The sequence below is a fragment of the Psychrobacter sp. CAM01 genome (assembly GCF_032842965.1).
Classification (GTDB): Bacteria; Pseudomonadota; Gammaproteobacteria; order Pseudomonadales; family Moraxellaceae; genus Psychrobacter; species Psychrobacter celer.
In genome coordinates this window covers 383,117-396,667 of the sequence record NZ_JAWJBL010000008.1, presented here as the reverse complement: position 1 = coordinate 396,667, position 13,551 = coordinate 383,117, and the positions used below count along the sequence as shown (strand labels likewise).

10 protein-coding genes are annotated in these 13,551 nt (G+C 47.1%); 5 read left to right on the top strand and 5 right to left on the bottom strand.

What is annotated here, in order from left to right; all coding sequences use genetic code 11:
• Positions 1-359: 359 nt before the first annotated feature.
• Positions 360-1,421, top strand: a complete 1,062-nt coding sequence (gene purM / locus R0I52_RS05360) for a phosphoribosylformylglycinamidine cyclo-ligase (RefSeq protein WP_317053479.1) — start codon at positions 360-362, stop codon at positions 1,419-1,421.
• The gene (gene purN / locus R0I52_RS05355) at positions 1,421-2,104 is read left to right on the top strand and encodes a phosphoribosylglycinamide formyltransferase (protein WP_317053478.1); all 684 of its coding nucleotides are present in this window, start codon (positions 1,421-1,423) and stop codon (positions 2,102-2,104) included. The genes purM and purN overlap by 1 nt, the downstream gene beginning before the upstream one ends.
• A 76-nt stretch (positions 2,105-2,180) precedes the next feature.
• Here the strand turns inward: purN and R0I52_RS05350 are convergent, their stop codons facing one another.
• On the bottom strand, positions 2,181-3,569 hold the full coding sequence (locus R0I52_RS05350; RefSeq protein WP_317053477.1) for an NAD-dependent succinate-semialdehyde dehydrogenase: 1,389 nt from the start codon (positions 3,567-3,569) through the stop codon (positions 2,181-2,183).
• A 398-nt stretch (positions 3,570-3,967) separates the two neighbouring features.
• Positions 3,968-4,957, bottom strand: coding sequence for a LysR family transcriptional regulator (locus tag R0I52_RS05345; RefSeq protein ID WP_075100589.1), 990 nt, complete (start codon positions 4,955-4,957; stop codon positions 3,968-3,970).
• 814 nt (positions 4,958-5,771) lie between these two features.
• Here R0I52_RS05345 and R0I52_RS05340 point away from each other — a divergent pair.
• Positions 5,772-7,358 (top strand): isocitrate lyase, encoded by a 1,587-nt coding sequence (locus tag R0I52_RS05340; RefSeq protein ID WP_317053476.1) that lies wholly within the window; start codon positions 5,772-5,774, stop codon positions 7,356-7,358.
• Positions 7,359-7,490: 132 nt separating this feature from the next.
• Positions 7,491-9,122, top strand: coding sequence for a CYTH and CHAD domain-containing protein (locus tag R0I52_RS05335; protein WP_317053475.1), 1,632 nt, complete (start codon positions 7,491-7,493; stop codon positions 9,120-9,122).
• 118 nt (positions 9,123-9,240) lie between these two features.
• Here the strand turns inward: R0I52_RS05335 and R0I52_RS05330 are convergent, their stop codons facing one another.
• Complete coding sequence (locus R0I52_RS05330) at positions 9,241-9,855, bottom strand: nitroreductase family protein (protein ID WP_100749795.1); 615 nt, start codon at positions 9,853-9,855, stop codon at positions 9,241-9,243.
• Between the two features lie 225 nt (positions 9,856-10,080).
• Positions 10,081-10,608 (bottom strand): L,D-transpeptidase, encoded by a 528-nt coding sequence (locus R0I52_RS05325; protein WP_317053474.1) that lies wholly within the window; start codon positions 10,606-10,608, stop codon positions 10,081-10,083.
• A gap of 146 nt (positions 10,609-10,754) precedes the next feature.
• Between R0I52_RS05325 and R0I52_RS05320 the strand changes: the two genes are divergently transcribed.
• Positions 10,755-12,017, top strand: a complete 1,263-nt coding sequence (locus tag R0I52_RS05320; protein ID WP_317053473.1) for a hypothetical protein — start codon at positions 10,755-10,757, stop codon at positions 12,015-12,017.
• Positions 12,018-12,163: 146 nt separating this feature from the next.
• On the opposite strand, the gene R0I52_RS05315 is transcribed toward R0I52_RS05320, so the two are convergent.
• Entirely contained in the window at positions 12,164-13,402 is a 1,239-nt protein-coding gene (locus R0I52_RS05315; RefSeq protein ID WP_075100583.1) for an argininosuccinate synthase, read from the bottom strand.
• Positions 13,403-13,551 lie beyond the last annotated feature (149 nt).

Here is a 13,551-nt window from a genome sequence, read left to right as displayed (position 1 = left end):
GAACAGTGATTGACAATGATTTTGCGTTCTATTATCGCAAAGTACAGCAAAAAATCCGTCATTTTTTGTTTCTTATATGATTGTAAGTAGTAACATGCCAGCAAAACCATACGGAGCAATTACGGGCAACTGTCACTTTTAGTCGTTCACTATAGTCAGGATGCTTTATGGTTTAATCAGAGTTTTTTGGCAAGCGCTGACGATCTGGCGCAAACTGATGCAAATATAGCGAATAAGTGGCAAGTTGCTTTGCGAGTCAGGGCGGTTTTTGGGTATAATGCGCCCACGACCTTCAGAGTTATCACAACCAACTCGCTTTTTGACCCACCTTCATTCCTTATAAATTTTGTGAGATGACCATGAGTAACAAGCCTTCTTTAAGCTACAAAGATGCTGGCGTTGATATTGATGCTGGCGATGCGTTGGTTCAACGTATTAAATCAGTGGCAAAAGCCACCTCTCGCCCTGAGGTTGTGGGCGGACTTGGCGGCTTTGGAGCGCTTTGTCGTATTCCGACTGGTTACACCTCGCCTCTACTGGTATCAGGGACGGATGGTGTTGGCACCAAACTTAAATTAGCATTGCAGCTACAACGTCACGACACCATCGGTATCGATTTGGTCGCTATGTGCGTCAACGATTTGCTTGTATGCGGTGCTGAGCCATTGTTTTTCTTAGATTACTATGCGACAGGCAAGCTGGACGTCGATGTCGCGGCGACTGTGGTCACTGGTATTGGCGAGGGCTGCAAGCTGTCAAACTGTGCGCTTATCGGCGGGGAGACCGCTGAGATGCCTGGCATGTATCAAGACGATGATTATGACCTAGCGGGATTCTGCGTCGGTGTGGTCGAAGAAAGCGAAGTCATCACAGGCAAAAACGTCAGCGAAGGCGATGTATTGATTGCCCTTGCCTCTAGTGGCGCACACTCAAATGGCTACTCATTGGTACGTAAAGTCATCGACGTAAGCGGCGTGGATGTCACCACCAGCGACGAGATGCTTGACGGTCAGCCTATTCAAGATGCCTTGATGGCACCGACTCGTATCTATGTCAAAGCCATCAAGGCGTTGCAAGATACCCTTGGCAGCTCAGCCCTGCATGCCATGTCGCATATCACCGGCGGCGGCCTCACAGACAACCTACCCCGTGTGCTACCGGATGATCTGGCCGCTAGTATCGACACGGCAAGCTGGCAGTTCTCGGAGCTGTTTACTTGGCTTCAGACCCAAGGCAATATCGAGCAAAGCGAGATGTACCGCACCTTTAACTGCGGCGTTGGGTTTGTCATCGTGGTACCAAAAGACAAAGCGCAAGCAGCCATCGACACCTTAAATGCTGCCGGCGAAACCGCATGGCAATTGGGGGAAATGGTCAAACGCAGCACTGATGAGCAGGCAGACGCGGTGGTGTACCGTTAATGTCAGATAGCCATCATACAGCTCACCATCAGCCACTACGCGTGGCGGTACTGGTCTCTGGTAGCGGCAGTAACCTGCAGGTTTTGATAGACGCTATGCACGCAGGGACGCTACCGATTGAGATTGTCGGCGTCATCAGTAATCGCGAAGATGCCTACGCTGTCACACGCGCAAAAGACGCAGATATTCCTGTCACCGTGTTGTCACATGTGGCCAGCGGCAAGCGCATGGGCATCAAGACTTTCGAGGCTCATGCCAGCACGCAACTGAGCGCTTGGCAGCCAGACTTGATTGTATTGGCAGGCTTTATGCGGGTACTAAGCGCTGGGTTTATCGACCATGCGCCTGCGCCGATGATCAACCTGCACCCTTCGCTATTACCTGTTTACAAAGGCCTTGATACTCATCAGCGCGTCATACAAGCAGGCGATCGCCATCATGGCTGTAGTATCCATGTCGTCACCGCCGAGCTTGACGCAGGTTCGGTCTTAACCCAAGCACTGCTTAGCGTTACACCTCAGGACACCGCTGATGGCCTGCAAACAAGGGTACAACAGCTCGAGCATCAGCTGTTGCCTTGGACGATTCAGCTTATCGCAAAAGGCGTCATCGACCTTAATATAGCGCAGACCACCCCCTCTGTCTTACCTGCTCTACCCCTAAAACTTTGGCTAAATGACTAAATCAAGAATCCCCTCGTTACTCAAGTAACGAGGGGATCATAATAACAGTAATAAAAATTATGTAGAAGCTGAGGCTTTAAGCTGGTTTCTTATTGACCACATGCACAGCCTTAATATTCACAAACTCTTTAATACCAAAGCCACCATGCTCACGGCCATAGCCAGAATCTTTAACCCCACCAAATGGCAGTCCTGGATGGACTAGATTATAGCCATTGATATATACCATACCAGTATCGAAGTGATCTTGGGCAAGACTTATTGCTTTTTCTTCGTCTTTAGAAAAGATAGCACCCCCTAGCCCATAACGACTGTCATTAGCGATTCTAAACGCATCCTCTTGATCCTTGGCACGTATTAAAGAGGCAACTGGACCAAATAGCTCATCTTTATACGCTGGCTGATCTGGCTTGATATTCTCCAAAATCGTTGGTGGATAAAACGCGCCAGGTTTTTCTGGCACTTCACCCCCTAGAGTAATGGTTGCGCCCTTATTGACACTCTCTTGTACTTGTTCATGCAGGGTATCACGCTGTTTACTACTCGACATTGGACCGACGTCAGTAGATTCTTCCATTGGATCACCGACTTTGTAGGCCTTAAACTTTTCGATGACCAAATCACGGAACTTATCATAGACGCTATCAACGACCACAAAACGCTTGGCTGCGATACAAGTCTCACCATTGTTATAAAGACGAGCATGGGCACAGGTCGCCGCCGCAAGATCTAAGTCCGCATCCTCTAATACGATAAACGCATCATTAGAACCCAGTTCCATTACCGTCTTTTTGAGCACTTTGGCAGCCTGCTGTGCCACTACCCTACCGGCCGCATCACTACCCGTCAGCGTTACGCCACGTACTTTCTCATGCTCAATCACTTGCTCAGACTGATCGTGATTGATAATCAAAGCACGAAATAAGTCGTTTGGTAAGTCTGATTCATGCATGATTTTTTCAATAAGCAGGCCTGAGCCTGTGACGTTTGAAGCATGCTTTAGCAAGATACTGTTGCCCGCCATCAAGTTGGCAATGGTGTAGCGAAACACTTGATAAGCTGGAAAGTTCCAAGGCTGAATACCATAAATGATACCAATAGGGTCATAACTGATAAGGCCTTTTTTAATCCCTTCGATCTCACGCTCGTCATCGGCTAGAGCGGCAACACCCTCTTGCGCTGTAAAGTCACAAATGGCTTTACATAGATCGACTTCTGCTAAGCTGGCTTTGAGAGTTTTGCCTCGCTCCTCGGTCATCAGTTTCGCCAACTCATCTTTATACGTCATTAGCGTATCACCAATTGACTTGATGACTTTAGAGCGCTCTTCTGCGCTTACCAGACGCCAATCCATAAATGCTTTATGAGACGCTTCGATAATCTTATTGACTTCATCATTACTCATGTAGTTGTAGTCTTTGATGTTTTCGCCCGTTGCTGGGTTTACTGTCGTAATATCTGCCATGATATATATCCTTGTTGTTATAGATGATAATGGTCTATTTAAATCAATTTTAAAGTATTGATCGACTTATAATCGGCTCTGATGATGAAATAGAACCGTCTGTATAGTGTGATAAAAAACAGTGTTATAAAACTTAACAATAGCCTTGTTTTTTTATTATCTTTATTAAATCTCATTTATCATAGCAAAATGCTTGGTGAGTAGGTTTACAAGATATAAAGAAGTGTGCGTAAGATGTTAAGAGTATCACTGAGATATTGCCCCCTCTTATCTAATAGAGATTTAGGAGATGTGTGCTCACTTTCATCGGCGATCATCTATCGAGTTAAAAACAAAAAACCAGCCTTATGGCTGGTTTTGAGAGAGTAAGCTAATGAGTAGAGGCAAGATGTATTAAATCAGAACAAATGATTGATAACAGGTATGTTTTGTGGCGGGTTTTCTTCTTCAGCAACCACCTGACGCGCCACGTGCATGATCAGCTGACGCAGCCAGCGATGGGCTGGATGATGCTGGAGTAGTGGTGACCAAGCCATCGTCAGCTCAAATTCAGGAATGAAAAACGGTGGCTCTTCCATAATGATACTGTCGTTGTTGGCCTGCATACGAGCCACGCGCGTCGGCAAAGTAGCAATCAAGTCTTTATTTGCTGCAAGCATGGCTGGCATCTGATAATGGCGGGTAAAAACGCTGATTTGCCGTTTTTGACCCAAGCGCTGCAATGCTTGATCGATAGAACCAAGACCGCCAGACTTTTCAGGGTTGACCCCAAACCCGACCCCCATACCTGTTTTGGATACCCAAACGTGCTGAGCTTTTAGGTAGTTTTTTAGATTAAAGCGGTTGGCATAAGGGCTTTCAGAGGACAGCAGACAACTAAATGTATCACGCCAGACCAGCACTTGGTGAAAGCTTTGCGGTATCTCATTAAAGCGGTTTATCGCCAAATCCACACGGCCCTGCTCCATATCACGGTAGGAGACATCAGAGGGCGTCAAAAAGTCCAAAATCACATTGGGCGCCTCAGAGCGCAGCGCTTTGACCAGCTTTGGCACCAGCGTCGCCTCGGCGTAGTCTGAGGTCATGATACGAAACACGCGTGAGGTGCTATAAGGGCGGAATTCTGTGCGTGGTTCCAGCACTTGCGTCAAGTCAGCCAATATCTCACGAATACGTGGCTGCAGCTCTAATGCACGCTCCGTTGGTGTCATGCCCTCAGACGAGCGCACCAATAATGGGTCATTAAACAGCTTGCGCAACCGCCGCAAAATATTGCTCATGGCAGGCTGGGTAATGCCAAGCTGCTCGGCTGCCCGCGTAACGTTTTTTTCTCGTAACAACACATCTAAATGTACCAATAAATTTAAATCTACCCGCTGCAAATTCATATATATTTCTCTTGGCTTTTGAATAAACGCCTTTTATAAGCTTGGCATTTTTTGTGCAATTATGCTGACCATCAGCCTGTAACTGCATAATATCGCTATTTATTTTATATTTTGCGTTAGGGCCCACTGATGATAACGCGATTTACCAGTCGTAAGCCGCTGTTATCTATACATTATAACCCATAAAAATACTAAAGATAACTATCATAAATTAGATAAATCTTGGTAAGGCAGTTATAGTGAATCCCGTAGATGATTTGCAACACGGGCCACAACCATTCTGTTTGTGCGCTATTTATGTCGGTCTATCAGACTCTGATGAGCAGGTCGTACAAGCCGCCAAACCGTGTTGATAAAAGATACATTTATGAAAGTTATCGCTGCGACAACGTTATAAAAATTCCAATCGCAGGCCTGTTATCTAGAGGATAGCGGTCATGGATTGCAACCAAACCCAGCGATTACGGCATTGAATATTGTAACATCTCTTATCGCCAATAATGACACTGCTGTCTAATAATTTAGCGTAAGCCCCTGAGCGATATATGGATACGCCCCATTGTTATCGATATTTTACCCACCATCTGTCGACGACCAAGTTTAGTAGCTTACTTGTATTCGCGAGCAGGTTTGTTTAGGGTAATTAAGGCTTGAACAGATGCTCGAACGGATGACTGATGATGGTCTCTGCTCTGATAAGCCGCCGATAACACTCAAATAAAGCATCACGATGCGCTTATCTGGTCAGATGCCATTAGCGTTATTTTAACATGGAATTTTTCGTTTTTTTTACACCCCACCAAGGAGACTATAGATGTCAACTGCATATAAATCAGCGATCGACGTAGTACGTGAATTAAAGCAAAAGCACGGTAACTGGCAGAATATCAGCGAGACTGATGCGGCACGTATGATGATGCAAAACCGTTTTAAAACCGGTTTGGATATCGCCAAATATACTGCAAAAATCATGCGTCAAGACATGGAAGACTATGACAACGATACGTCTCAATACACACAGTCTTTAGGTGCTTGGCACGGTTTTGTCGCTCAGCAAACCATGTATGCAAAGAAAAAATACTTTGGTACTACGTCTAAAACCTACATCTACCTATCAGGCTGGATGGTAGCTGCCCTACGCTCTGAGTTTGGTCCACTGCCAGACCAATCAATGCACGAAAAAACCTCAGTGCCTAAGCTAATCGAAGAGATCTACACGTTCTTGCGTCAAGCCGATGCTAAAGTACTAAACGACTACTTCCGTGAGCTAAACGCAGCTGAAGAAGCGGGTCAAGATACCTCAGCTATCTTAGAGAAAATCGAGAACTTCGACTCGCATGTTGTGCCAATCATCGCCGATATCGATGCAGGTTTTGGTAACGAAGAAGCCACTTACTTGCTAACCAAGCAAATGATCGAAGCCGGTGCTTGTGCCATTCAGATCGAAAACCAAGTATCTGATGCCAAGCAATGTGGTCACCAAGCAGGTAAAGTCACTGTACCGCACGAAGACTACATCGCCAAAATCAATGCCATTCGTTACGCATTCTTAGAGCTTGGTGTCGAAGACGGTGTTATCGTTGCTCGTACTGACTCTGAAGGCGCATCTTTGACGCAAAAAATCCCAGTATCACAGGAGCCAGGCGACCTTGCTTCTAAATACATCGACTTCATCGACGTAGAAGAAATCGACATCGCTGATGCAAAAGAAAACGACGTCCTTCTGAAGCGTGACGGTAAGCTGGTTCGTCCAGTACGTCTGGCTAACGGTCTATACCAGTTCCGTGAAGAGACCAACATCGATCGCGTCGTACTTGACTGTGTGACTGCGCTTGAAAACGGTGCCGACCTACTTTGGATCGAAACACCAACGCCAGATGTTGCCCACATCAAATCAATGGTAGATCGCATCAAAGAGCAGCAGCCAAAAGCCAAGCTCGTATACAACAACAGCCCATCATTCAACTGGACGCTAAACTTCCGTAAGCAAGTAATCGCTCAGTGGGAAGAAGAAGGCAAAGACGTATCAAGCTATGACAAAGATAACTTGATGAGTAGCGATTACGACGGCACTGAGCTTGACGCTGCCGCTGACGTTGCTGCACAAAACTTCCAGCGTGATGCATCACGTGAAGCAGGTGTCTTCCATCACTTGATCACCTTGCCAACTTACCACACCACAGCGCTTAGCGTACATGAGCTTGCTAAAGGCTACTTTGGTGAAGAAGGCATGCTTGCTTATGCAGCTGGCGTACAGCGCAAAGAAATCCGCGAAGGTATCTCTTGTGTTAAGCACCAAGCCATGGCAGGTTCTGACTTAGGTGATGATCACAAAGAAATCTTCTCAGGTGACAACGCGCTAAAAGCTGGCGGCGAAAAGAACACCATGAACCAGTTCTAATCATCGACTACTTTTAAGTATAATTGATACAAAAAGCCGTCCTACATACTGTAGGGCGGCTTTTTTATTGTCCTATCATCACGCATAGGATGGTAGACTAATAAGCATTCGTCGTCATTATTAGGAGTCATTATGCAAGAGATCGAACTCAAGTTTTTGGTCCCAGAGGCACGGCTTAAAGGCTTGATGCGTCAAGCAAAAGTCAAATCCTCTCAAACCACACAAATGGCTGCCCACTACTATGACACCCCTGATCAGCAGTTGGCGCAAGCAGGAATTGGCCTACGCATTCGTAAAGAAGGCGATACATGGGTGCAAACCATCAAAGCTGGTGGCGATGGTCTGGCAGCTCGCCTAGAGCACAATGCCACCTTAGACCCTGAGCACGTACAAGCCATGCTCGCTAACAATGCGCTTATGCCTGATTTGAGTATATATAAAGACACCGCCATCGCCCCTGCTCTTGCGTCCTTTAAGCTCAAAAAACTCACCAAAAACCTCACTCAGCTGTATATCACTGATGTCGAGCGCACCACCCGCCTATTGGTAGAAGACAATGATGAAGGCGCAGACAATCAGCTGGAGATGGCCTATGACTATGGAGAGATTGTCCACGGTAATGATGATGCGCTGCGTGATCGTATTCAAGAAATTGAATTTGAGCTGGTGTCAGGCGATATTGATTTTTTATTTACGACAGCCAAAGTCTGGTGTAAGCGCTATAAGCTGTGCTTATCTACCATCACTAAAGCCGAGCGCGGTGGTCTATTGATTACAGGACAAGCGCATAACCCCGCTGTCACTGCTGCCACTCAGCTTTCTCATATCGACAACCATACCAGTATGCCTGCGTTTGTACGGGCGGCGGTACATCATTGCCTACTACATATGCTGCCTAATAGCAGCGCTATCGTCTCTGGGCGTTATGATAACGCGCATGTCTTGCAGCTAGCGATTGGTATCACTCGCCTGCACGCTGCTCTGCAAGCGTTTGCCAGCTTTTCTGATGAGATCAACCCTGATTGGTCTCCTATACTAGAGCAAACTCAAGCGTTACTCAGTGACTATCAGCACCTTACTCATCTGGCCTCTACTGTAGAGCCACATTTACAGCAATATGGCGCGCCTGCTATAGAATGGGCGGCTGATATTGACGCTATGAAGGTACGGCCTATGGACGCTGTCTGTGCCAATGACTTTCAATTAACCTTACTGGAGCTGATTGCCTTTGCGATGAGTGATCCAGCGCTTGAGCCGCACGCGGACAAAAGCGCAAAAGATGCGCTAACAGCCGTGCTCCTCAAGCAGCAAAAAGCGTTCTTGCAGGCCGAAGAGCGGCTTCAACATAAAATACATCCATGCTTAGATGGCGCTGAGTCAGAAGAGAGCGCTACCGACGATACCAAGAAAAACGGCGGCGCCCAAGACACGCAAGAGAGTCAGCAAGCCCTGCTAGCGTTAAACCAGCAGGTGACGACCTTATATCATGTCCATGAGTTTGCCGCGCCTTTTCTCAAGAAAGGCCACAAAAAAAAGAAAGTAAAAAAGAAGCTCAAGCGCCAGCGTAAGCACTTGCTCAAAGCAAAACAAGCACTGAGCCACTATGACGACGCCATGCGTTATGGCCAGCACTATCAGCAAAAATCAGCGACAGAGACACCTGCGCTATTTGGCGCAGGCTGGTTTGCTGCTACCCTAAAGACCCAATATAAACCTCTTCAAAAACGTTTGGCCAAAGTCAAAAAATCGCTGATATCAATCTAAACCATTATATTACATACAAAAAAGACAGCTCATGGTCGATGAGCTGTCTTTTTATCATTGATATTGGTAACACAAGGCCACGTTATCATCAGGTAGGCCTAAGGCGTGTCTGACTCTCTTATAGACCCAGTACTTTCATACGCTCACTGACCGGCTGATAGGTTTTTTCGCCAGCAGGGGCTTTGATATTACCAAATGGCATCTGTGCTATCAGCTCCCAACTGTCGGGAATAGCAAACGCTGCCGCGGCATCTTCATCTACTAGTGGATTATAATGCTGTAGGTTGGCACCGATATCCAGCGTACGCAGCTCTGTCCACATGGCATACTGGTGCATGGCTGAGGTTTGCTCTGCCCAAATAGGGAAACGCTCAGCATATAAAGCAAACTGCTCTTGCAATGACTTGGTCACGTTTCGGTCTTCATAAAACAACACGGTACCCGCCGCTGCTCGAAAGCCGTCCAGCTTTTGCTGACTGCCCGAAAAGTCACCGTCGCCGACCGCTGCACGCAGTTTTTCTTCAGCGATGTCCCACAGCTTTTGGTGCTCGTCACCAAACAACACCACCAGACGCGAAGACTGCGAGTTAAAGGCTGAAGGCGTATGCAAAAGCACACGCTCTGCCATGTTGATAATCGCTTGCGGCGCGACTGGTAATTCATTGCCCAATGCATATACCGAACGGCGCTCATCAAAAGCTTGTTGTAGCGTGACTAGACTTTCTTTAGACATTATCGTTATCCTTATCATAAAAGATGTCAAAAGTGAGCGGTATCTGGCACGACACGTTCACTTTTAGTAAGGCAATATTATATCAATACGCTAAATAATATCTAGCCTCTATAAAGTTGATTTTATCAATCACTCTATAAAGTTATTCTGCTTGATGTTGCAGTGTATCTGACACGCTTGCTTGGCTAAAGCCACTATCTGCCCTCAGATAGGCCACCTACCCATCTACGCTGCCACGATAGACACAGGCGTGCCTTCTTTGACTTGCGCAAATAACGCTACGATGTCGTCATTGCGCATACGCACGCAGCCATGCGAGCGCGCAACGCCCATCGGCTCGGTGTTAGGGGTGCCATGGATATAGATATAGCGCTGATAGGTATCACAGCCACCTTGGGCATTACAGCCTTTATTGTACCCTTCCTCGAGACCACTTAACCATAAAATGCGGCTTAGTATCCAATCTCGCTCAGGATACTGCTTTCCGAGCGCATCATCATAGATCTCCCCAGTTGGCACCCGCCCAACAAACACAGCATTGATCGGCGCATCGCCTCCTATTTTTTGAGCAATGACATGCTCGCCAAGCGGCGTACAGCCGCTATCTTGCTGACTGCCGATACCATTTTTTGCGGTAGATACGGCGTATTGCGCTATTTTTTTATCATATTGGTAGAGTGTTAAGGTTTGCTGAGCAATATTAATCACCAAATGCATATCAACGTTTTTATTAGCGTTTTCATTATTTTTCATAGGATATATCCAGCGGTCAGCCATCTAATTGACATCTGTGTCAACCGTGTTGTGAGTCAATGAATTGAATTTTTCTATTATTAAGGGATTGTGCCGAGACATTTGGCACCGTAATATAGGGGCACACTTTTTGATGCTAGCAGATTATGACGACTATTTCACCGACACGTGTGTCGATGTATGATTTTTTATATCATGATACCCAGCCGATGGTGTCGCTTTTGGCAGATGCCGCCCAGCTTTCGCTACCGCAGGCGCGCTTAGCGATGGATGCCAGCCTACAAGCTATTGTCAGTGCACTCCTTGCCTATCAGCAGCGCTATCAAGGACAGGCGGTCAGCAAAAAGCTATTTGGGCGCGGCGCGGTCAAAGAGCTACGCCAATACAACTCGATGAACTTTGCCACGTTAGGGGCGACTTTGTACCATCGCCACGACGCTGCTGATGCGATATTTAACGATAATGCCCGAGTCATCAAAGCCAGTGAGCGCATTGCTTCTCAGATAAAAGCCACCTCGCCACAAGTACAAGTTTTGCTCACGTCTTTGTGCGTGATTGCACTACGTGAGCTGGCTATCTTAGCAGATTATAGTCAGCTAGATAATGATGAGATCGATAAGTGGTTTGCGCTGCAGCCGCAGTTTTTAGCAGCTGAGCGTTTTGCGCAGGCTCGTACGCCCGAGACGGTCGCCGCACAAGAACCGAGCCAACATGATAGTATAGACACGCCGTCTACTGCGACAGAAGCGTCATCTGTAAGTGCCGCCGAGCGCCGTCTATTGAGTAGCGCGCAGCTATCTAGTACGCCCCCGATTTTTGACCCTTACTGGTATGAGCTGACTGGGTTTAGACCTGACAATCAAAGCCCTGTACAAGATATGCAGCTGGCCACTGGCAACTACCTTAAGGCCATCGGCCGCTCACCTGACAATGTCCAGCAAGGTCATCACAATGATATGCTGGTCTTTGCCCAAATGCCTGCCGTCGCGCTACCGCATCAGCGCTGGCTATTACAGCTGGCAAAGATATCTGATATCTATTTGAGCCGCAATCGCCTACGCATAACCTCTGAGCCTGCCAATCCACCAAAGCCGCCTTTGGTCAGCTTAGGGTTAATCGGCGGTAATAACGACAACACCCCAGCCACCATCAGCGAAAAACCAATTGAATATGACGCGGCCACGCCACTTTGGAAAAACCCCGTTATCCTTTTGATCGTCGCTGTGATCGGTGTCCTTGGCGCTCTTGCGATGCTCAAGTATCAAAACCAAAAGTCAGACGGTATGGTGCTGGCAACTGAGGAAGTCATAGAGCAAGACCGCCTAAAAGAGCGTCAACAGCAAGATGTCGCCATCGTTCGAGTAGACGATGACGAGACTACACCCGCAAATGACCAACAAACCAAATAGACAACCCTTTTTATGATCACCCTCATAACATCCTCATAACACCGTCATAAAAAAAACAAAGGCCGCTATCGATAGCGGCCTTTGTTGCATATTTTATATGATGACGTGCTTTTTGATGATCAAATTATCAAAAACAGCGTAAGCGCTTATTTTGATAAATCACGACCGCGGCTGGCTTCGATGGCCAAACGCAAGCCGTTTAGACGGATAAAGCCTTCTGCGTCTTTTTGATCATACGCGCCCGCATCATCTTCAAACGTGGCGATTTTTTCATCAAATAGTGAGTCATCCGACTTACGGCCAACCACGCTCACCGCGCCTTTATACAGCTTCACACGTACCGTCCCATTGACATACTCTTGTGATTTGTCAATCAATGCCTGTAGCATCATGCGCTCAGGGCTAAACCAGTAGCCGTTGTAGATGATTTTTGCATAGCGCGGCATCAGCTCATCTTTTAGATGCGCCGCTTCACGATCTAGGGTCAGCGACTCGATACCGCGATGCGCTTTTAGCATGATGGTACCTGCTGGCGTCTCGTAGCAGCCGCGTGACTTCATACCGACATAGCGGTTTTCGACGATATCCAAACGACCGATACCGTGCTTGCCGCCTAGCTCATTTAGCTTAATCATCACTTCATATGGCTTGAGGCGCTCACCATCAATCGCAACGATATCGCCTTTTTCATACTCTAGCTCTAGATACTGTGCCTCGTCTGGGGCATCTTCTGGGCTGACCGACCAGCGCCACATATCTTCTTCTGCCTCGGCGTATGGGTCTTCTAAGATACCGCCTTCATAAGAGATATGCAGTAGATTGGCATCCATTGAGTAAGGCGATTTTTTCTTATTGCCAGCATAGTCAATGGCAATATCATGCTCTTTAGCATACTGCATCAAGCTCTCACGGCTTGACAAGTCCCACTCACGCCACGGCGCAATGGTCACAACATCTGGCGATAACGCGACCGCACCAAGCTCAAAACGTACCTGATCGTTCCCTTTACCTGTCGCACCGTGACTAATGGCATCGGCGTTGTGCTCTTTAGCAATCTCAACCAAACGCTTGGCGATGAGCGGACGAGCAATAGACGTGCCGAGTAAGTACTCGCCTTCATAGATGGCGTTGGCACGGAACATCGGGAAGACATAGTCACGCGCAAACTCTTCGCGCAAATCTTCGATATAGATATTTTTGATACCCATGGCTTGGGCTTTGGCACGGGCCGGCTCAACCTCTTCGCCTTGACCGATATCAGCGGTAAAAGTAATCACCTCAGCATCATAGGTTTCTTGCAGCCATTTAGCGATGATGGAGGTATCAAGACCACCTGAATAAGCCAATACGATTTTATTAATATTTTTTGGATCAAGTTGAGCCATGAATAACTCCTATTATAAAGTTTTGATGATGAGAATTGAGTGGAGATAAAAGCGCTAATCGTAGACAAAAAAAATAAACCACCTGCTCAGTGTACATCATATTTACTATGGGCAAAAGTACCACTGCCCCGTGTGGCGCGCTTTTGCGT

Coding starts and splice junctions, on each gene's coding strand:
- R0I52_RS05350 (WP_317053477.1), bottom strand. CDS start 3,569: ATGGCAGATATTACGACAGTAAACCCAGCAACGGGCGAAAACATCAAA.
- R0I52_RS05345 (WP_075100589.1), bottom strand. CDS start 4,957: ATGAATTTGCAGCGGGTAGATTTAAATTTATTGGTACATTTAGATGTG.
- R0I52_RS05330 (WP_100749795.1), bottom strand. CDS start 9,855: ATGTCTAAAGAAAGTCTAGTCACGCTACAACAAGCTTTTGATGAGCGC.
- R0I52_RS05335 (WP_317053475.1), top strand. CDS start 7,491: ATGCAAGAGATCGAACTCAAGTTTTTGGTCCCAGAGGCACGGCTTAAA.
- R0I52_RS05320 (WP_317053473.1), top strand. CDS start 10,755: ATGACGACTATTTCACCGACACGTGTGTCGATGTATGATTTTTTATAT.
- purN (WP_317053478.1), top strand. CDS start 1,421: ATGTCAGATAGCCATCATACAGCTCACCATCAGCCACTACGCGTGGCG.
- R0I52_RS05325 (WP_317053474.1), bottom strand. CDS start 10,608: ATGAAAAATAATGAAAACGCTAATAAAAACGTTGATATGCATTTGGTG.
- R0I52_RS05340 (WP_317053476.1), top strand. CDS start 5,772: ATGTCAACTGCATATAAATCAGCGATCGACGTAGTACGTGAATTAAAG.
- purM (WP_317053479.1), top strand. CDS start 360: ATGAGTAACAAGCCTTCTTTAAGCTACAAAGATGCTGGCGTTGATATT.
- R0I52_RS05315 (WP_075100583.1), bottom strand. CDS start 13,402: ATGGCTCAACTTGATCCAAAAAATATTAATAAAATCGTATTGGCTTAT.